General features: G+C 71.4%; 16 protein-coding genes. 11 read left to right on the top strand and 5 right to left on the bottom strand.

Annotated elements, in window-relative coordinates:
- Positions 1-58 precede the first annotated feature (58 nt).
- Positions 59-1,576 (bottom strand): peptide MFS transporter, encoded by a 1,518-nt coding sequence (locus tag ACS04_RS25435; protein ID WP_048479096.1) that lies wholly within the window; start codon positions 1,574-1,576, stop codon positions 59-61.
- Positions 1,577-2,051: 475 nt separating this feature from the next.
- Here ACS04_RS25435 and ACS04_RS25430 point away from each other — a divergent pair, with 475 nt between their 5' ends.
- Both ACS04_RS25430 and ACS04_RS25425 read left to right on the top strand, forming a co-directional pair.
- Positions 2,052-2,729 carry a response regulator transcription factor gene (locus ACS04_RS25430; protein ID WP_048479095.1) on the top strand — a complete coding sequence of 226 codons (678 nt, stop codon included), beginning with the start codon at positions 2,052-2,054 and terminating at the stop codon, positions 2,727-2,729.
- 15 nt (positions 2,730-2,744) lie between these two features.
- Complete coding sequence (locus tag ACS04_RS25425) at positions 2,745-4,010, top strand: ATP-binding protein (RefSeq protein WP_048479094.1); 1,266 nt, start codon at positions 2,745-2,747, stop codon at positions 4,008-4,010.
- Positions 4,011-4,037: 27 nt separating this feature from the next.
- Here ACS04_RS25425 and ACS04_RS25420 read toward each other — a convergent pair whose 3' ends face one another.
- Positions 4,038-4,574: a GtrA family protein gene (locus tag ACS04_RS25420; RefSeq protein ID WP_048479093.1), complete on the bottom strand. Its 537-nt coding sequence runs from the start codon at positions 4,572-4,574 to the stop codon at positions 4,038-4,040.
- A 244-nt stretch (positions 4,575-4,818) separates the two neighbouring features.
- On the opposite strand from ACS04_RS25420, the gene ACS04_RS25415 reads away from it, so the two are divergent.
- The 4 genes from ACS04_RS25415 to ACS04_RS25400 all read left to right on the top strand — a co-directional run bounded on the left by ACS04_RS25415 (position 4,819) and on the right by ACS04_RS25400 (position 8,908).
- Positions 4,819-5,937, top strand: a complete 1,119-nt coding sequence (locus ACS04_RS25415; RefSeq protein ID WP_245236545.1) for a 5-(carboxyamino)imidazole ribonucleotide synthase — start codon at positions 4,819-4,821, stop codon at positions 5,935-5,937.
- Positions 5,934-6,470 (top strand): 5-(carboxyamino)imidazole ribonucleotide mutase, encoded by a 537-nt coding sequence (purE, locus tag ACS04_RS25410; RefSeq protein ID WP_048479092.1) that lies wholly within the window; start codon positions 5,934-5,936, stop codon positions 6,468-6,470. Before ACS04_RS25415 ends, purE begins: the two co-directional genes overlap by 4 nt.
- Complete coding sequence (locus ACS04_RS25405) at positions 6,467-7,645, top strand: dipeptidase (protein WP_048479091.1); 1,179 nt, start codon at positions 6,467-6,469, stop codon at positions 7,643-7,645. Before purE ends, ACS04_RS25405 begins: the two co-directional genes overlap by 4 nt.
- Before the next feature lie 114 nt (positions 7,646-7,759).
- Positions 7,760-8,908 (top strand): dipeptidase, encoded by a 1,149-nt coding sequence (locus tag ACS04_RS25400; protein WP_245236541.1) that lies wholly within the window; start codon positions 7,760-7,762, stop codon positions 8,906-8,908.
- A gap of 15 nt (positions 8,909-8,923) precedes the next feature.
- Here ACS04_RS25400 and ACS04_RS25395 read toward each other — a convergent pair whose 3' ends face one another.
- Positions 8,924-10,267 (bottom strand): UDP-glucose dehydrogenase family protein, encoded by a 1,344-nt coding sequence (locus ACS04_RS25395; RefSeq protein ID WP_048479089.1) that lies wholly within the window; start codon positions 10,265-10,267, stop codon positions 8,924-8,926.
- A gap of 194 nt (positions 10,268-10,461) precedes the next feature.
- Between ACS04_RS25395 and ACS04_RS25390 the strand changes: the two genes are divergently transcribed.
- From ACS04_RS25390 to ACS04_RS25375, 4 genes are all read left to right on the top strand, one after another.
- Positions 10,462-11,619, top strand: coding sequence for an acyl-CoA dehydrogenase family protein (locus tag ACS04_RS25390; protein WP_048479088.1), 1,158 nt, complete (start codon positions 10,462-10,464; stop codon positions 11,617-11,619).
- 231 nt (positions 11,620-11,850) lie between these two features.
- The gene (locus tag ACS04_RS25385) at positions 11,851-13,110 is read left to right on the top strand and encodes an LCP family protein (protein ID WP_245236540.1); all 1,260 of its coding nucleotides are present in this window, start codon (positions 11,851-11,853) and stop codon (positions 13,108-13,110) included.
- 225 nt (positions 13,111-13,335) lie between these two features.
- Positions 13,336-15,081, top strand: coding sequence for an LCP family protein (locus tag ACS04_RS25380; RefSeq protein ID WP_048479087.1), 1,746 nt, complete (start codon positions 13,336-13,338; stop codon positions 15,079-15,081).
- Between the two features lie 149 nt (positions 15,082-15,230).
- Complete coding sequence (locus ACS04_RS25375) at positions 15,231-16,901, top strand: LCP family protein (protein WP_245236539.1); 1,671 nt, start codon at positions 15,231-15,233, stop codon at positions 16,899-16,901.
- A 76-nt stretch (positions 16,902-16,977) separates the two neighbouring features.
- On the opposite strand, the gene ACS04_RS25370 is transcribed toward ACS04_RS25375, so the two are convergent.
- Positions 16,978-18,021 (bottom strand): glycosyltransferase family 2 protein, encoded by a 1,044-nt coding sequence (locus ACS04_RS25370; RefSeq protein ID WP_048479085.1) that lies wholly within the window; start codon positions 18,019-18,021, stop codon positions 16,978-16,980.
- Positions 18,022-18,224: 203 nt separating this feature from the next.
- On the opposite strand from ACS04_RS25370, the gene ACS04_RS25365 reads away from it, so the two are divergent.
- Entirely contained in the window at positions 18,225-19,730 is a 1,506-nt protein-coding gene (locus ACS04_RS25365; protein ID WP_078865314.1) for an LCP family protein, read from the top strand.
- A 48-nt stretch (positions 19,731-19,778) separates the two neighbouring features.
- Here ACS04_RS25365 and ACS04_RS25360 read toward each other — a convergent pair whose 3' ends face one another.
- Positions 19,779-20,330, bottom strand: a complete 552-nt coding sequence (locus tag ACS04_RS25360; RefSeq protein WP_048479084.1) for an acyl-CoA thioesterase — start codon at positions 20,328-20,330, stop codon at positions 19,779-19,781.
- Between the last annotated feature and the right edge of the window lie 95 nt (positions 20,331-20,425).

Below are 20,425 nucleotides of genomic sequence, written 5' to 3'. Positions count from 1 at the left end.
CGGCGGCCCGGCACACCAGGAGGTGTGCCGGGCCGCCGCGCGCGCGGGAGGGGGTGCGTCAGTGCACGGCGCCCATCAGTGCCTGGACCTTCTTGCGGTACGCGTAGACCGCGAAGCCGGCCAGGGCCGCGGCGAGCGCCTGGAAGGCGATCACCCAGGTGCCGTTCAGGTCGACGCCGCCGATGGACAGGAGGCTGGTGATGCAGTCGCCGGCGGTGACCGCGAGGAACCAGACACCCATCATCTGGGAGGCGTACTTCTGCGGGGCCATCTTCGTGGTGACCGAGAGGCCGACCGGGGAGACGCACAGCTCACCGATGGTCTGGATCATGTAGATCGAGACCAGCCACATCGGGGAGACCTTGGTGCCGTCGCCGGCCATGCCCATCGGGACGATGAAGACGAAGAACGAGGCACCGATCAGGACCAGGCCCATCGCGAACTTCACGATGGTGTTCGGCTCCTGGTTCTTGCGCGCCAGCCACACCCACAGCCAGGCGAAGACGGGGGCCAGCGCCATCACGAACAGCGGGTTCAGCGACTGGTACCAGGTGGCCGAGAAGCCGAGGCCGAAGACGGTGTCGGCGGTCTTGTCGTCCGCGAACAGGGACAGCGTCGAGCCACCCTGGTCGTAGATCATCCAGAAGACGGCGGCCGCGATGAAGAACCAGATGTACGCGGTCATCTTCGACTGCTCGGCGCCCGACAGGTCCTTGTCGCGCTTGATGCGGGTCAGGACGGCGATCGGGATGAACAGACCGGCCAGCGTCAGCGGGACCAGGGCCCAGTTCAGCGTGTAGGCGCCGAGGGCGACGACGGCGCCGTAGAAGACGGCGATGGCCACGACCGCGAGGACGACCTTGGTCAGGACGGCCTTGCGCTCCTGTGCCGAGAGCGGGTTCGGGACGATGCTGCTCTTCGGGCTCAGGTGCTTGGTGCCGAGCAGGAACTGGGTCAGACCCAGGCCCATGCCGACGGCGGCGAGGGCGAAGCCCAGGTGCCAGTTGTGCTCCTTGCCGACCGTGCCGACGACCAGCGGGGCGACGAAGGCGCCGAGGTTGATGCCGACGTAGAACAGCGTGAAGCCACCGTCACGGCGCGGGTCCTCCGGGCCGTCGTACAGGTGGCCGACCATCGTGGAGATGTTGGCCTTCAGCAGACCGGAGCCCACCGCGACGAGGATCAGTCCGACGAAGAACATCGCCTGGCCCGGGAGGGCGAGCGAGAGGTGACCGGCCATGATCACGAAGCCTGCGATGGCGACCGTCTTGCGGGCGCCCCAGACGCGGTCACCGAACCAGCCGCCCGGCATGGCCATCAGGTAGACCATCGAGACGTACACGGAGTAGATGGCCGTGGTGGTGGCCGCGGTCATGGCCAGACCGCCACCCTGGCTGCCCGTCGCGGCGTCGGCGCCGCCCGAGACCAGGTAGTACACCAGGAGTGCACGCATGCCGTAGTAGGAGAAGCGCTCCCACATCTCGGTCATGAACAGAGTGGCCAGGCCACGGGGGTGGCCGAAGAAGGTCTTCTCGGTAGACGGGTCCGCCGAGTCCTTCGTCAGGCTGGAAGCCATGGTCGATCCTTGCTTGCTCGGGACGCTTCGCTTCGTGAGCGGAACAGCGCCCGGTGGGGGGTGGCCGGCACCGGCGACGGGTGTCCCACCCCACGCCCAGGGGTCTGCCCCCGTCCGTGAGGAAGGGGGCAGGGGACATCCGTAACCGGGATCCACGCCCCGGCGCACACATGTGGCGCGCGGGGCCCGGCCCACAGGTCATTCACTGTCATCTGGGCCGGTTGAAACCGACCAGAGCAGAATTTGAGGTCTTTGGCTCGCTTTTCGGCACAAAGATCCCCTGGGTAGTGCATCAGGCGTCTCGCCACCATACGACAGGACACTGCGGCATATGGAAGGACTTGAGATATGGATCACAGGATTCCGGGGAACCGTTTGATCGTATTCGAAGGCCGTCAGTAGTTCATGAGCCCAGATCGAAAGGGGTCTTCGGGCACGCCCCTGCGGGCACCCGCCGCGCACTACCATCACCCACATGACGCGTGTACTGCTCGCCGAGGACGACGCTTCCATCTCGGAGCCCCTGGCCCGCGCCCTGCGCAGGGAGGGGTACGAGGTCGAGGTCCGGGAGGACGGCCCCACCGCCCTGGACGCGGGACTCCAGGGCGGCGTCGACCTCGTCGTCCTGGATCTGGGCCTGCCGGGCATGGACGGCCTCGAAGTCGCCCGCCGGCTGCGCGCCGAGGGCCACGGCTTCCCCATCCTCGTGCTCACCGCCCGCGCGGACGAGGTCGACACGGTCGTCGGCCTGGACGCCGGCGCCGACGACTACGTGACCAAGCCCTTCCGCCTGGCCGAGCTGCTGGCCCGGGTCCGGGCCCTGCTGCGGCGCGGCGCGGGCGACGCCACCCAGGCCCCCGCCACCCATGGCGTGCGGATCGACGTCGAATCGCACCGCGCGTGGATGGGGGAGGAGGAGCTCCAGCTCACGGCCAAGGAGTTCGACCTGCTCCGGGTCCTGGTCCGCGACGCCGGCCGGGTCGTCACCCGCGACCAGCTGATGCGCGAGGTCTGGGACACCACCTGGTGGTCCTCCACCAAGACCCTCGACATGCACATCTCCTGGCTGCGCAAGAAGCTCGGCGACGACGCCGCCAACCCGCGCTACATCGCCACCGTCCGCGGGGTCGGCTTCCGCTTCGAGAAGAGCTGAGCGGCCTCCCGGACCATGCGCCGCCGCCTGATCAACTCCACGCTCGCCGTGGTGCTCGTCGTCATCGCCGTCTTCGGGATCTCCCTGGTGATCGTGGAGACCCGCACGATCACCAGCAGCGCCCAGGACCGCATCGAGTCCGAGGCGCTGCGCCTGGTCGGCATGGTCGAAGCGAGCGTCCTGGAGCGCAAGCCCATCGACGCCCACGCCCTCGCCGAACAGCTCGACATGGGCGGCTACGCCCGGATCACCGTCCCCGGGCAGCCGCCCGTGGAGGTCGGCGACCGGATCCCCGACAGCGTCATCCGCGGCACCGCCAAGGGGGAGCAGGGCGAGACCGTCGTGGTCGAGGAGTCCCGTTCCACGGTGACCCGGGAGGTCGGGCGGACCCTGGCCGTGGTCGGAGCGGTGGCCCTGCTCGCCGTCGTGGCCGCCGTACTGCTCGCCGTACGGCAGGCCAACCGGCTGGCCTCGCCCCTCACCGACCTCGCCGAGACCGCCGAGCGGCTGGGCTCGGGCGACCCGCGGCCCCGGCACAAGCGGTACGGGGTGCCCGAGCTGGACCGGGTGGCGGACGTACTGGACTCCAGCGCGGAGCGGATCGGCCGGATGCTGACCGCCGAGCGGAGGCTGGCCGCGGACGCCTCGCACCAGCTGCGCACCCCGCTCACGGCCCTGTCGATGCGGCTGGAGGAGATCACGGTCACCGACGACCTGGAGACCGTGCGGGAAGAGGCGACGATCGCCCTGACCCAGGTGGAGCGGCTCACCGACGTGGTCGAGCGGCTGCTGACGAACTCGCGGGACCCGCGGACGGGCTCCGCCGTCCCCTTCGACCTGGACGAGGTCGTCAAGCAGCAGGTGGAGGAGTGGCGCCCGGCCTACCGCAGCGCCGGGCGGGCCATCGTGCGCTCCGGCAAGACGGGCATGCGGGCCGTCGGCACCCCGGGCGCGGTCTCGCAGGTGCTGGCGACGCTCGTGGAGAACGCGCTGATGCACGGGGGCGGCACGGTCGCGCTGCGTACCCGCGTGATCGGGAACCAGGCGGTGCTGGAGGTCACGGACGAGGGGCCGGGGGTCCCGCCGGACCTCGGCAACAGGATCTTCGAGCGGGCGATCAGCGGGCGCAATTCCACCGGGATCGGGCTAGCGGTGGCCCGGGACCTCGCGGAGGCCGACGGGGGGCGCCTGGAGCTGCTGCAGACGCAGCCGCCGGTGTTCGCGCTGTTCCTGAGCCGCACGGCCCCGGAGCGGCCGGCGCCGGAGCAGACGGTGCGCTGAGCGCCGGGGCAGCCCCGGGGCGCCGCGCTACTTGGCGGCGGGCTCGGGGGCGCGCGTGCTGCCCGCGGCTCCGCCGCGCGGCGAGGAGACCACGGCCGCGACCTCGACGCTCTCCGGCCGGGGCTCCGGCAGGGCCTTGAAGACCCAGGTCCGGTACGACCAGAAGCGGAACACGGTGGCGGTGCCGATGCCGATGAACTTGAACACGTTCGTGGCGACGGGGCCGTCCCAGCCGAACCCGTAGGTCGCGGCGTACAGCACCCCGTTCTCGATCACCAGGCCGATCACGCTGAAGGCCACGAACAGGGGCAGCTCGCGGGAGCCGCCGGTGCGGGCGCGGTCGCGGTAGGTGAAGTACCGGAAGCCCAGGTAGTTGGTGATGATGGCCACGACGGTGGCTATGACGCTCGCCCGGACCACCTGGAGGTCGGTGGTGTGCCGGATCAGGTTGAAGACGCCCAGGTTGACGAGCACACCGACGCCGCCGACGGCCCCGAACTTCGCGACCTCGCGGGCGAGGCCGCGGACGCGTTCGAGGGCGGAACCCTGCTGCGGCTGGCTCATGTGATGGATCAGTCCTGTCGTCACCGCCCCGGTCGGGGGCGTCGTGGGGGCGTTCCGTCGTCTTCGGTCGACCCGCTCATGCTAAGTGTCGCCCCGGGGGCACGTCTGTGCCTTCGCACACCGTGCGACACACGGCACACGGGCGCCCGGATGCTACGCGCGTCGACTGGAACGGGCCAGGGTCAGGTCCGGATGGCGCAATACCGGCGGATACCCTGGAGTGGTGACGTTCCCGGTAGTCGGCATGGTCGGCGGCGGTCAGCTCGCCCGCATGACCCACGAGGCGGGCATCCCCCTCGGCATCAGATTCAAGCTCCTCAGTGACACCCCGCAGGACTCGGCGGCCCAGGTCGTGAACGACGTCGTCATCGGCGACTATCGCGACCTGGAGACGTTGCGCGCCTTCGCGCGCGGCTGCGACGTGATCACTTTCGACCACGAGCACGTGCCCATCGAGCACCTGCGGGTCCTGGAAGCGGACGGCATCCCCGTCCGCCCGGGCCCCGACGCGCTGATGCACGCCGCCGACAAGGGGGTGATGCGCGCGAGGCTCGACGAGATCGGCGCTCCGAGCCCCCGGCACCGGATCGTGAGCGATCCCGCGGACGCGGTGGCCTTCGCGGCCGAGGTGGGCGGCTTCCCGGTCATCCTCAAGACCGTGCGCGGCGGCTACGACGGCAAGGGCGTGTGGTTCGTCCGGACCCCCGAGGACGCCGAGGCCCCCTTCAAGGCGGGCGTGCCGGTCCTCGCGGAGGAGAAGGTCGACTTCGTCCGCGAGCTCGCGGCCAACATCGTCCGCTCCCCGCACGGCCAGGCCGTGGCCTACCCGGTGGTCGAGTCCGTCCAGGTCGACGGCGTGTGCGACACGGTGATCGCCCCCGCGCCCGGCCTCTCCGAGGCCCTCGCGGGCGAGGCCCAGGCACTCGCCCTCCACATCGCCAAGGAGCTCGGCGTGACCGGCCACCTGGCCGTGGAGCTGTTCGAGACCGCCGACGGCCGGATCCTCGTCAACGAGCTGGCGATGCGCCCGCACAACAGCGGCCACTGGACCCAGGACGGCGCGATCACCTCCCAGTTCGCCAACCACGTACGGGCGGTCCTGGACCTCCCCCTGGGCGACCCCCGCCCGCGGGCCCGCTGGACGGTCATGGCGAACGTGCTCGGCGGGGACTACCCCGACATGTACGCGGCGTACCTGCACTGCATGGCCCACGACCCGCAGCTCAAGATCCACATGTACGGCAAGGACGTGAAGCACGGCCGCAAGGTCGGCCACGTCAACACCTACGGCGACGACCTGGACGATGTGCTGGAACGCGCACGCCACGCAGCCGGCTACCTCAGGGGAACGATCACCGCATGAGCAGCTCCAGCGCAGGGCCCGTCATCGGCATCGTCATGGGCTCGGACTCCGACTGGCCCGTCATGGAGGCCGCCGCCCAGGCCCTCGACGAGTTCGAGATCCCCTACGAGGTCGACGTGGTCTCGGCCCACCGGATGCCGCGCGAGATGGTCGCGTACGGGGAGCAGGCCGCCGGGCGCGGCCTCAAGGCGATCATCGCCGGGGCCGGCGGCGCCGCCCACCTGCCCGGCATGCTCGCCTCCGTCACCCCGCTGCCGGTCATCGGCGTACCCGTGCCGCTGAAGTACCTCGACGGCATGGACTCCCTGCTCTCGATCGTCCAGATGCCCGCCGGGGTTCCCGTCGCCACCGTCTCCGTCGCCGGCGCGCGCAACGCCGGGCTGCTGGCCGTGCGGATGCTGGCCGCCCACGACCCGGAGCTGCTCACCCGCATGAAGGAGTTCCAGCAGGAGCTGAACGACCAGGCCACCGAGAAGGGCAAGCGCCTGCGGACGAAGGTCGCGGGCGCCGACTCCTTCGGATTCGGCAAGTGAGCGCCGCGCAGCGCCTGAGCGAGGCGCGGGAGCTGCTCGCCGAGCACCCGGTCGTCGACGGGCACAACGACCTGCCGTGGGCGCTGCGCGAGCAGGTCCGCTACGACCTGGCCCGGCGCGACATCGCCGACGACCAGAGCGGCCGGCTGCACACCGACATCCCCCGGCTGCGCGCCGGCGGCGTCGGCGCGCAGTTCTGGTCGGTGTACGTGCGCTCCGACTACGCGGGCGACACCGCCGTCAGCGCCACCCTGGAGCAGATCGACGCCGTCGCCCAGCTGATCGACCGTTACCCGGCGGACCTCGTACGGGCGCTGACGGCCGACGACATGGAGGCGGCCCGCGCCGACGGCAAGATCGCCTCGCTGATGGGCGCCGAGGGCGGCCACTCCATCAACAACTCGCTGGCCACGCTGCGCGCCCTGCACCGGCTGGGCGTGCGGTACATGACGCTCACGCACAACGACACGATCGACTGGGCCGACTCGGCGACCGACGAGCCGCGCCACGGAGGCCTGAGCGACTTCGGCCGCGAGGTCGTCCGCGAGATGAACCGCATCGGCATGCTCGTCGACCTCTCGCACGTCGCCGCGACGACGATGCGCGACGCGCTCGACGTCTCGGCCGCGCCGGTGATCTTCTCCCACTCGTCCGCGCTGGCCATGTGCGACCACCCGCGCAACATCCCGGACGACGTGCTGGAGCGGCTGCCGGCCAACGGCGGCGTCGCGATGGCCACCTTCGTACCCAAGTTCATCCTCCCGGCGGCCGTCGAGTGGACCCTGGCCGCGGACGAGAACCTGCGCGCGCACGGCTTCCACCACCTGGACACCTCGCCCGAGGCGATGGCCCTGCACCGCGCCTTCGAGGAGCGGCGGCCGCGCCCGGTGGCCACCGCCGCCACCGTCGCCGACCACCTGGACCACATGCGCGAGGTGGCCGGAGTCGACCACATCGGCATCGGCGGGGACTACGACGGCACGGCCTTCACCCCGGCCGGGCTGGACGACGTGGCCGGCTACCCGAACCTGATCGCGGAGCTGCTCACGCGCGGCTGGTCCCGGGCCGACCTGGCCAAGCTGACCTGGTCCAACGCCGTACGCGCGCTGCGCGACGCGGAGGCGGTGGCGCGCGGGCTCTCGGCGTCCCGCGGCCCCTCCAACGCGGTGCTGTAGCCGCCGCCGCTCCCCGGCGCCGGTCCTCCCGGCGGCTGCGGCGAGGGGGTGTGACCCGCGCGGGACACCCGAACGCCACATCCGCCGGGCGGCCCGGCCGCCCCGCGTGTCACCGTGGCAGCATCTCTCTCCCTGCTGCCGCCGAGACCGGAGCCGAACGCCATGGCCGACCTGCAGGATGAACCGCACACCGATTACGCGGCGCACTCCGCGTACACCGCCGACACGGTCCCCGCGGGCCCAGGATCGACGGGAGCCGGGGACCCGGCCGCCCCGGTGACGGGCAGCGCCCTGGAACGGGCCGTCGCGCTGCTGTCCGAACACCCCGTCACGGACGGGCACAACACCCTCGTCTGGACGCTGCGCCAGAGCCCGTACCACGACATCGACACCCCCGACAGCGGTGTGGACACCGACATCCCGCGGCTGCGCGCCGGAGGGGTCGGCGCCCAGTTCTGGTCGCTGCTGCCGCACGAGGACGGGACCGCCGACCAGGTGCTGTCCGACACCCTCGACCAGATCGACATGGCGCTGGCCCTGATGCGCCGCTACCCGGACGGCCTGTGCCTCGCGCTGACCGCGGACGACATGGCCGACGCCCGCAACCGGGGCCGGATCGCCTCGTTCCTGGGTCCCGTGCCCGGCCGTACGCTGACCGGCTCCCTGGGCGCGCTGCGCGCCTTCCACGCGCTGGGCGTACGGATCCTCGCGCCCGCGGGCGCGCCCTGGGCCCGGGACGAGCTGACCCCCTTCGGCCACGAGGTGGTCAAGGAGATGAACCGGCTGGGGATGCTGGTGGACCTGACCGGCTGCAGCCCGGAGGTGGCCTGCCAGCTCGCGGGGGCCTCCAAGGCCTCGGTGATCGTCTCGCACACCGCGGCGGCGGCGCTGAAGCCGCATCCCGGGAACGTGACCGACGAGGTGCTGCTGGCCCTGCGGGCCGCGCAGGGGCTGGCGATGGTCACCTTCGACGCGGCCCAGACCGGCGACTCCCTCCACGCGGTCGCCGACCACGTGGAGCACGTACGGGCCGTGGCCGGACCGGACTGCGTCGGCCTCGGCGCCACCTTCGGCACCGAGCCGGGCGTCCCCCGGCCCGCCGGTCTGACCGACCCCTCGGGCTATCCGCGGTTGGTCGCGGAGCTCCTGGAGCGGGGCTGGTCGGAGACCGATCTGGCCCTGCTGACCTGGGGCAACGCCCAGCGGGTGCTGCGCGACGCGGAGTTCACGGCCCGCGCCGCCCAGCACCGCAGACCGGCTTAGGCCGGCCGGTGGACGTCACGCGCGCGGGCGGCCCATCGCGCGGTACGTCCAGCCGGCCGCGCGCCAGCGGTCGGTGTCCAGGGCGTTGCGGCCGTCGAGGATCAGGCGGTCGGTGACGACCGCGCCCAGCGCCACCGGGTCGAGGTCGCGGAACTCGCGCCACTCGGTGAGGTGCAGGACGACCTCCGCGCCGCGGGCCGCCTCCAGCGCCGAGTCCGCGTACCCGAGGGTCGGGAAGACGCGGCGGGCGTTGTCCATGCCCTTCGGGTCGTAGACGGTGACCTGGCCGCCCTGGAGGTGGATCTGCCCGGCCACGTTCAGCGCGGGGGAGTCGCGCACGTCGTCGGAGTCCGGCTTGAAGGTCGCACCGAGGACCGCGACCCGCTTGCCGAGGAAGGATCCGCCCACGGCCTCGCGGGCCAGCTCGACCATGTGGCCGCGGCGGCGCATGTTGATCGAGTCGACCTCGCGCAGGAAGGTCAGCGCCTGGTCCGCGCCGAGCTCTCCGGCGCGCGCCATGAAGGCCCGGATGTCCTTGGGCAGGCAGCCGCCGCCGAAGCCGATGCCGGCGCGCAGGAACTTCCTGCCGATGCGGTCGTCGTGCCCGATGGCCTCCGCCAGCTTGACCACGTCGCCGCCGGCCGCTTCGCAGACCTCCGCCATCGCGTTGATGAAGGAGATCTTGGTGGCGAGGAAGGAGTTGGCGGCGGTCTTGACGAGCTCGGCGGTCGGGAAGTCGGTCACCACCAGCGGGCTGCCCTCGGCCATCGGCGTCCCGTACACCTCGCGCAGCACCTTCTCGCCGCGCTCGCCCTGGACGCCGATCACGATCCGGTCGGGGTGCAGGGTGTCCTGGACGGCGAAGCCCTCGCGCAGGAACTCCGGGTTCCAGGCCAGCTCGACCTCTTCGCCCGCCGGGGCCAGCGCGGCCAGCTTCGCGGCGAGGCGCTCCGCCGAGCCCACCGGCACGGTGGACTTGCCGACGACCAGGACCGGGCGGGTCAGGTGCGGGGCGAGGGATTCGACCGCGGAGTCGACGTAACTCATGTCGCACGCGTACTCGCCGTGCTTCTGAGGGGTGTTCACGCAGACGAAGTGGACGTCGCCGAAGGCGCCGACCTCCTCCCAGGACTGCGTGAAGCGCAGCCGCCCGGTAGAGCCCGGCAGGCCCTCCACGTGCGCGGCGAGGAGCTCCTCCAGACCGGGCTCGTACATCGGCACCCGGCCCGCGGACAGCATCTCGATCTTCTCGGGGACCACGTCCAGCCCGAGCACCTCGAAGCCCAGCTCCGCCATCGCCGCGGCGTGGGTGGCGCCGAGGTAGCCGGTGCCGATCACAGTGATCCTGAGGGGGGCCATGGGTGCTCCAGAGGTGCGGGGCCGTTTGCGGCCACTGAGCATAGTCGGGCCGCTCAGGGGGGACGTTCCCCAGGAGACCCGGCTGTCACGCAGCTCACGTACTGCGTACATATCGCTGGCGGGACGCCGGACACTAAGATTTGGGTTACTTAACGGTAGTTAGCATCACGCATCACACTTGGGGAGTGAGAGTCTTGGCGGGTTCTGCCGACTTCGACCTGTACCGCCCGGCCGAGGAGCACGACATGCTCCGCGAGTCCGTCCGCTCGCTCGCCGAGGCGAAGATCCTGCCGTTCGCCGCCGCGGTCGACGAGGAGGCCCGCTTCCCGCAGGAGGCGCACGACGCGCTGGTCGCCAACGACCTGCACGCCGTCCACGTCCCCGAGAGCTACGGCGGCGCGGGCGCGGACGCGCTGGCCACCGTGATCGTGATCGAGGAAGTGGCCCGCGTCTGCGCGTCCTCCTCCCTGATCCCGGCCGTGAACAAGCTCGGCTCGCTCCCCGTGATCCTCTCCGGCTCCGAGGACCTGAAGAAGAAGTACCTCGGCCCGCTGGCCAAGGGCGACGGCATGTTCTCGTACTGCCTCTCCGAGCCCGACGCGGGCTCCGACGCGGCCGGCATGAAGACCCGCGCCGTGCGCGACGGGGACTTCTGGGTGCTCAACGGCGTCAAGCGCTGGATCACCAACGCGGGCGTCTCCGAGTACTACACGGTGATGGCCGTCACCGACCCGGAGAAGCGCTCCAAGGGCATCAGCGCGTTCGTCGTCGAGAAGTCCGACGAGGGCGTCTCCTTCGGGGCCCCGGAGAAGAAGCTCGGCATCAAGGGCTCCCCGACCCGCGAGGTCTACCTCGACAACGTGCGGATCCCCGCCGACCGCATGATCGGCGCCGAGGGCACCGGCTTCGCCACCGCGATGAAGACCCTGGACCACACCCGCATCACCATCGCGGCCCAGGCGCTCGGCATCGCCCAGGGCGCCCTGGACTACGCCAAGGGCTACGTCCAGGAGCGCAAGCAGTTCGGCAAGCCGATCGGCGACTTCCAGGGCGTGCAGTTCATGCTCGCGGACATGGCCATGAAGGTCTCGGCCGCCCGCGCCCTGACCTACCAGGCCGCAGCCGCCTCCGAGCGCGGTGACGCCGACCTGACGTACCTCGGCGCGGCGGCCAAGTGCTTCGCCTCCGACATCGCCATGGAGGTCACCACGGACGCCGTCCAGCTCCTCGGCGGCTACGGCTACACCCGTGACTACCCGGTGGAGCGCATGATGCGCGACGCGAAGATCACCCAGATCTACGAGGGCACGAACCAGGTCCAGCGCATCGTGATGGCCCGCAACCTGCCGTAACCCCCTCCGCTGCACCGCAGGTCCGCGGTTTCGGACCTCCGCCAACGGCCCCCGGCGTCCGCCGGGGGCCGTTGGCGTGCGGTGGGCGGGCAGCGGGAGCCATCTGTCACCCGCATGGGTCTAGACAGGGCGCTGTCCCCGGGCCGTCCGAGTGGGGGCGGGGCACGATCGGCTGAGGCCGTCGTTTCGGTCGGACGGCTCGTACGCGTGAGGTCATGGGACGGAGCGCCAGTGGCGGACAGCGCAGGCATACCGGGCGGCACCGATGCGGCCGGAGGCTCCTCGAAGCCTCCGCGCGGCCGCCGGCGCCGCCTGCTGCGCTGGATCGCCCTCGGGCTGGCCCTGCTCGTCCTGTGCGGGGCGGCGGTCGGCTGGTGGATCTACCGCAAGCTCGACGGGAACATCACCGAGGACACCTCCGCGGCGGCCGAGCTGGAGCGCTACGAGCGCGAGCGCCCCACCCACAGCGTGGGCGGTTCGCAGAACATCCTGGTCATCGGCTCCGACTCGCGCTCCGGCAAGGAGAACGCCGGCTACGGCCGGGACCGCGGCACCGAGCGCTCGGACACCGCGATCCTGCTGCACCTGTCGGCGGACCGCAGGAGCGCGACGGCGGTCTCGATACCCCGGGACCTGATGACGCAGATCCCCGCCTGTCTGACGGCGGACGGCAGCCGCGGCGCCGAACGGTTCGCCCAGTTCAACTGGGCGTACGAGTGGGGCGGGGCCGCCTGCACCATCCGTACGGCGGAGAAACTCACCGGAATCAGGATTGATCACCACATGGTGGTGGATTTCGGCGGGTTCAAGAGGATGGTCGACGCGGTCGGCGGGGTGGAGATCTGTCTCGACCAGCCGATGAAGGACTCCGAGGCGAAGCTGAAGCTCCCGGCCGGCCGGCAGACCCTGCACGGCGAGCAGGCCCTCGGCTTCGTCCGCGCGCGGTACAGCCTCGGCAACGGCAGCGACACCGAACGGATGGAGCGCCAGCAGCAGTTCCTCGGCTCGCTGGTCAAGAAGGTGCAGAGCACCGGGGTGCTGCTGAACCCGGGGCGGCTGTACCCGCTGCTGGACGCGGCGACCTCCTCGGTCACCACCGACCCCGGGCTGGCCTCGCTGCGCGGCCTGTACGAACTGGTACGCGGCGTGCGGGACATACCGGCCGAGCAGGTCAAGTTCCTGACCGTACCGCGGCGCCCGTACGCCGCCGACCCGAACCGGGACGAGCTGGTGCAGCCGGAGGCGGCCCAACTCTTCGAGCGCCTGCGGGCGGACAAGCCGCTCACCGTGGCCCCGCCGAGCCCCACGGCCCCTCCGACGGCCCCCACGACGCCCACGACGGCCCCTACGGCGGCCGAAACCGGGCGCGCCTCGCAGAACCCCCGCGCCGCCGACGGCGTGTCCCCGGAGCCCTCGAAGGGAACCGGAACCACCCCCGCGCCCGTCCCCACCTTCACGGGAACCACGGCGGGCACGGCCGATTGCCGGTAAAGCAATCCCAAAAGGCGGTGCCCGAACCGAATGCCTTGGGTGGTTTGGGCCGTTATAAGGGGAGTGGAATTTGTCACCACCATGGTTTGCGGTCAACTGGGGCGGATAAGGTGAGCGATCCGGTGCCCCGACCAGACCAAGAGGCCGTGCACCAGCAGCCGGATCGTTGACCGAGCGTCTTGGGGGAGACGTGTCGCGAGGCACCGACGGAGGATTCGAGCAACCGTGGATGCGCAAAGCCGTGGGCGGGCGGAAGAAATCGACCCCGCAGACCAGTGGGTGCTCAACCCCCGCACTGGCAACTACGAACTGCGACTGGACCGTTCCGCTGCGCAGCAGCAGCCCTCCGTCGCCGCCCCCCGCAGACCGTCCTCGACGCGTACTGCCGCGCCCGGCGCCCCCAAGGCCCCCAAGGCCCCCTCTCCGGCAGTGCCCGCGCCGCGGCGCGGCGAGGGCCCGCCCGGAAGGCGCGGCGGCCGGCCGCGCAAGGGCGGCGGTGGCGGCGGCCGGCGCAAGAGGATCCTGGTCGTCACCGGTGGCACCCTGGCCTTCCTGCTGGTCGCCGGTTCGGTGGGCGCGTACCTCTACTACGACCACCTGAACGGCAACCTCAACGTCACCGACGTCGGCGACGCGGGCACGGGCGGTTTCAAAAAGGACCAGCCCATCAACATCCTGGTCATCGGCACCGACAAGCGCAGCGGCGAGGGCAACGAGGGCTACGGGGACGCGGACAGCGTCGGCCACGCCGACACCACGATCCTCTTCCACGTCTCCAAGGACCGCAGCAACGCCACCGCGCTGTCCATCCCGCGCGACCTGATCACGAACATCCCGGCCTGCCCGACGAAGCAGCCCGACGGGTCGACGAAGACCATCCCCGGCCAGAAGACGACGCGGTTCAACGTCAGCCTCGGCCAGGAGGGCCGCGACCCGGGCTGCACCATGCGTACGGTCAAGGAGCTCACCGGGGTCACCGTCGACAACTTCATGATGGTCGACTTCAACGCGGTGAAGGTGCTGAGCACGGCGGTCGGCGGTGTTCCGGTCTGCCTCGCGAAGCCCGTGGACGACAAGGACTCCAAGCTGAAGCTGGACGCCGGCGAGCACCGGCTGCAGGGTGAGCAGGCCCTGGCCTTCGTACGGACCCGGCACTCGTTCGGCAACCACGGCGACCTCGACCGGATCAAGACCCAGCAGCAGTTCCTGGGCTCGATGATGCGCGAGATGAAGTCGAAGGAGACGCTGACCAGTCCGAAGAAGTTCTTCTCCCTCGCGGAGGCGGCCACCAAGTCGCTGACCGTCGACTCGGGCATAGGGTCGATCGACAAACTCACCAACCTCGCCGGTGAGTTGAAGGACATCGACCTGAAGAACATCACCTTCACCACGCTCCCGGTGCTCGACAACCCGGCCGAGCCCGAGGGCAAGAAGGCGACCGTCGTCGTCGACCAGCGCGTGGCCGACCCCCTGCTGAAGATGATCCAGGCCGACGTCTCGCTGACGGAGGTCGAGAAGAAGGAGCAGGCGGCGAAGGACGCGGCCGACGCGGAGGCCAAGAGCAAGGCGGACGCCCTGCTCCAGGGCAACCGCGCGCCCGCCGGCGACGTACGGGTGGACGTCTACAACGGCGGCGGCCCGGGCGGCGCGGCCTCGACCACCGTGACCTGGCTGCAGAACAGCAAGGGCGTGAACAAGTCCAGCAACCGCGGCAACGCGCCCGCCAAGCTCGACGCGACGCAGCTGGAGTACGCGCCCAACCAGGCCGACCAGGCCCGGGCGCTGGCCGACCTGATGGGGCTGCCGGCCACGGCACTGAAGATGGGCTCGGCGGACGCCGCGTCCAAGACCCCGATGAAGCTGACGCTCGGCGCCGACTTCAAGGGGGCGGGGGTATCGATGACGGCGCCGCAGAAGGCGCCGGAGGACATCCAGCGGGTCGAAGCGGACAAGGCGATCTGCGCGAAGTAGGCCGGCTCGCGAAGCAGGCCGACTCGCGAAGCACGCCGACTGGGGAAGGCCGGGCCGGCCGGCCGAGCACGACCGAGCAAGGCGTACGAGCCGGCCCGTGCCGGTGCGACCGGCACACCATGACACGAAGTGAATCTTGAGGGGGACGTGTGAGGCACAGCAGCGTGCGAGGGGAGGGGGCGCCCGCCCAGCCCGGTGAGATATCCGGCGGCGGATCCGGCGCGTCCGGCGCCGTCCCCCCACCCGGAGACGGGTCCGGCGGCGGCACCCCCAAGCGGCGCGGCCGGCGGCGGGCGCTGCGCTGGGTCTCCTCCGTCCTGTCGTTCCTCATACTCGCGACGGCGGCGGGCGGCTACCTCTACTACCGCCACCTCAACGGCAGCATCAAGACGGACGTCCTGAACCTCGGCGAGAACAAGCTGGGCGGCTCCAAGCCCAACGCCTTCGGCCAGACCCCCCTGAACATCCTCCTCATCGGCTCCGACGCCCGTGACGACGCCGCCAACCAGGCCCTCGGCGGTGCCAGGGACACCTTCGGCGGACCGCCCCTCGCGGACGTGCAGATGCTGCTGCACCTGTCGGCGGACCGCAGCAACATGTCGGTCGTGTCCATGCCCCGCGACACGATGCTGATGATGCCGAAGTGCACCGAGCCGGGCGGCAAGGTCCACCAGGCCAGCAAGGGCCTCGTGCAGACCAACGAGTCCCTCGGCCGGGGTGGCCCGGGCTGCACGGTCGCCGCCTGGACCGAGCTCACGCACATCCCGATCGACCACTTCATGATGATCGACTTCAAGGGCGTGGTGACGATGGCGGACGCCATCGGCGGCGTCCCGGTCTGCGTCCAGCAGAACGTGGAGTCGCGCACCCGCGACGGCAAGGGCTCCGGCCTCAAGCTGCCCGCCGGTACGAGCACCATCCAGGGCGAGCAGGCCCTGCAGTGGCTGCGCACCCGCTACGGGTTCGAGGACGGCACCGACCTCGGCCGCACCCACGCCCAGCACATGTACATGAACTCGATGGCGCGCGAGTTCCGCAAGAACGCCAAGCTCAGCAACCCGGTGAAGCTCAACAGCCTGGCGCAGGCGGCCATCAAGGCCATGGTCGTCGACCCCGGCCTCGACAAGATCGACAAGCTGTACGACCTCAGCATGGAGCTCAAGAAGGTCCCCACCGGGCGGATCACCATGACCACCATGCCGTGGGTGTACAGCACCCGCGAGGAGGGCCGGGTCGAGCCGAAGCCGGTCGAGGCCGAGGGCCTGTTCCGGATGGTCCGCGAGGACATCGCGCTCGACGGCAAGGGCTCCGGGAACCCGGGCACCACCGCGCCCTCGCCGGGCGCCCCCTCCCCTACCGCTCCCGCCACGGCGCCCTCCCAGCCCGCCGCCGAACCGGCCACGCCCCCGGCGAAGATCGCGGTCAGCGTGCGCAACGCGACCGGCGGCAAGGACGGGGCGCAGGCCCGGGTCAAGGGCCGGGCCGACGAGGTCGCCGCGATCCTCGTCGGGAAGGGCTTCGCCAAGGCCCAGTCCGCCCAGCAGACCGGGGCCGAGGACGCCACCGTGGTCCGCTTCTCCGGCCCCGGCCAGGCCTCTGACGCGGCGGCCGTGGCCACCGCGCTCGGCCTGCCGGCCACCGCCGTGGAGAAGTCCGACGACGTCACCGGGATCGTGCTGTTCGTCGGCAAGGACTGGCGCAGCGGCAGCGCGCCCGCCCTGCCGCCGCCCGCCCCGACCAAGGCGCCGGACTCCGCCCGTCCGCTCAACGGCGACGACGACAAGGAGTGCATGGCGGTCCAGCCGGGCTTCACCTGGTAGGACCCGTACGCACGAAGGGGCCCGGCGGCGACAGCGCCACCGGGCCCCTTCTTCCGTACGTGCGTGCCCGGCCTGCTCAGACCCCGCCGGCCAGGTCCCGGCGCACCGCCGGGCGGCGGCTGGCGATGACCTTGGCCGCGAGCGCGCGCGGGCTGGTCAGGAAGCCGAAGCCCCAGGACATGTGCATGGTGGCCATGGCCACCGGGATCTGCGCCCGGGCCGCGAGCGAGAGCCCCTTGCCGGCCGGGATCGAGCCCACGGTGATCGCGGCGAGGTAGCCGGCCGGGACCACGAAGCCCCACGGGCTGACGGCCGCGCCGACCACGACACCGGCGGCGATCGCGCACAGCGCGGTCGGCGAGGCGAGGTAGCGCAGGTTGATCGAGCCCGAGTGGTAGCGGGCCACGACGTGGCGCCAGCGGCCGTAGTCCTTGTACTGCTTGGCGAGCGCCCGCACGGAGGGCCGCGGGCGGTACTGGACCTTCAGCTCGGGCGAGAACCAGATCAGGCCGCCGGCCTCGCGGATGCGGAAGTTCAGCTCCCAGTCCTGGGCGCGGATGAACTCCTCGTTGTAGCCGCCCGCCAGATCCAGCGCCTCGCGGCGGAAGACCCCCAGGTAGACGGTGTCGGCCGGGCCGGCCTTGCCCCCGGTGTGGAAGGCCGCGTTGCCGACGCCGATCCGGGAGGTCATCGCGGCGGCGACCGCGTCCTCCCAGGCGTTCTCGCCCTCGGCGTGCATGATGCCGCCGACGTTCTGCGCGCCGGTCTCCTCCAGGAGGCGGACCGCGGTGGCGATGTAGTTCGGCGACAGCATGCCGTGGCCGTCGACGCGTACCACGATCGGGTGGCGCGAGGCCTTGATGGCGGCGTTGAGGGCGGCCGGAGTGCGGCCGGAGGGGTTCGGAACGGTGACGACGCGGGCTCGTTCACCGGATGCCGTCTCGCGTACGAGCTCGGCGGCGATCTCGTCGGTGCGGTCCGTGGACGGCCCGAGCGCGATCACCACCTCCATTTCACCGGAGTACTCCTGTCCGAGGATGTGGCGGACGGAGTCACGCAGATGGCGCTCCTCGTTGAGCACCGGCATGATCACCGAGACTGCGGGCTGCTGGGCGGGCATGTGGTCCTTCAAGGTCGGGTATCGGTGTCACGTTACCGCGTACGGGGGAAACGGGTGCGCGCCGCATGATCGGTAGGGACAGAGGCTGATCGTATGGGCCTACTGTTCTGACGATCTGACCGATGTGTCCGGTCCGATGGGGCCGGCTCCGATATATCTGGTTCGGCCCCGTAGGTCCTGCTGCCCCCGCGGAGGTGTCCCCCGTGCCCCAGCCGCACCGCCCCACCCGACCCGCCCGGCCCCCGCAGCCGCAGCGCGCACGGCGCGGAGGTGCTCCGAAGCGGCGCCGGGGGAACGCCCGCCCCCGGTGGGGGGTCCGGCTGGCGGCCGGGCTGGCGGTGGCGGTGCTGGGCTCCGGGGCGATCGGGCACGCGGTGATGACCGGCCTGGACACCGGGATCGAGCGGGTGGACCCGTTCAAGGACATGAAGAACCGGCCGCAGGCCGGCCACGGTCTGAACTTCCTGCTGGTCGGCACCGACGGACGGGACAAGATCACCCCGGCGGACAAGCGCGAGTACCGCCTCGGCGGCGCCCCTTGCCACTGCACCGACACCGTCATGCTGGTGCACCTCTCCGCCGACCGGGAGCGGGCCAGCGTGGTCAGCCTGCCCCGCGACAGCTACGCGGAGCTGCCCGCGCACCTCGACGAGTCCAGCGGGAAGCAGCACGGGCCGCACCCGGTGAAGCTGAACGCCGCGTACGCGGAGGGCGGGCCGCAGCTGACCGTGCGGACCGTCGAGAACATGACCCACGTGAAGATCGACCACTACCTGGAGGTCGACTTCACCAGCTTCATGAAGACGGTCGACGCGATGGGCGGCGTGGAGATCTGCACCGCCAAGGCCCTGCACGACCAGAACACCGGCCTCGACCTGACGCCGGGCAGCCACCGGCTCAGCGGCGGACAGGCCCTGCAGTACGTGCGCTCGCGCCATGTGGACGGAGCCGCCGATCTCGGCCGGATGCAGCGCCAGCAGAAGTTCGTGGCGGCCCTGATCAAGCAGGCCGCAGGCGGCGGGATCCTGCTGAACCCGGTCAAGTTCAAGGAGGTCAGCTCCACCCTTCTGGGTTCGGTCCGGGCCGACCGCGGCTTCGGCTCGGAGCAGATGCTGGCCCTGGGCCAGGCCCTGCGCGATTTCACCCCCGCCTCCTCGGAGTTCGCCTCGGTCCCGATCGGGAACCCCTCGTACCCCGTCAAGGGCATCGGCTCGACGGTGAAGTGGGACGAGCCGAAGGCCGCGAAGCTGTTCGAGGCGCTGCGCCTGGACCGGCCCCTGCTGACCCCCGCCGCACCCGGACGCCCGCCCGCCGGCACCCCGCAGCAGCAGCCCGCGATCCCGGTGGACGTACCGCCGGGGCAGATCCGGGTACGGGTGGAGAACGGCACCCGGATCGACGGGCTCGGCGGCCGCGTGGACGCGGCGCTGCGCGCCACCGGCTTCGACACCACCCGGACCCCGGGCACCGGCGCGAGCCGCGACGTCAAGCGCACCGTGATCGTCTACGACCCGCGCTGGGACCGCTCGGCCCGTACGGTGTCGACCGCGCTGCCCGGCAGCGAGCTGCGGGCGGTGCCGGGCCAGGGCCGGACGGTGCTGGTCATCGCCGGCGCGGACTACCGGAAGGTGGTGCCGGTGCGGCCCGAGGAGCCGTACCAGGGGGAGTACGCGGCGGTCACGGGCGACCAGGTGATCTGCGGGAAGTAGCCCCCGGTGGCCTGGTACGGGTCCTCTGGCCGCGGGCCCGGCCTCCGATCAGTGGTCGTCGAAGCCCTGGGCGGCGCGCTCCTCGCGCAGTGCCATGATCGCGCGGCGCCGGGCGAGCCGGTGCGTGCGGCGGATCTGGGCCTCCTGGTTGCGGCGCCGGTCCTGGTCGGTCTCGGGGAGCACCGGCGGGACCGTGCGGGGCTTGCCGTCGGCGTCGACGGCGGTGAAGACGAGGTAGGCGCTGCCGACCTGGGTGGCGGGGGTGGACTCGTTCCACCGCTCGGCCAGGACCCGTACGCCGATCTCCATGGAGGAACGGCCGGTCCAGTTGACCTGCGCCTTCACGTGGACGAGGTCGCCCACGCGGACGGGGGCGAGGAAGGCCATCTCGTCCATGGACGCGGTCACGGCGGGGCCGCCCGAGTGGCGCCCGGCGACGGCGCCGGCCGCGTCGTCGACCAGTTTCATGATCACGCCGCCGTGCACCGTGCCGAGGAGGTTGGTGTCGTTGGCCGTCATGATGTGGCTGAGCGTGGTCCGCGAGGCCGAGATCGGCTTGCCCTGGGGTTCGCCGGCCATCCCGTCCGGTATCTCTGTCATGCGCCTACCTTAAAGCCGACGCGCAGGCATCAGCTCTGCAACAGCACCGGAACGAACCCCGGCCCGGGCTGTCGGGCACCCCGTCCGGCCAGGCA

This window comes from Streptomyces roseus, assembly GCF_001044425.1.
GTDB lineage: Bacteria > Actinomycetota > Actinomycetes > Streptomycetales > Streptomycetaceae > Streptomyces > Streptomyces roseus.
Note: the sequence above shows the minus strand (reverse complement) of the source record. Positions and strands in the feature narration are given on the sequence as shown.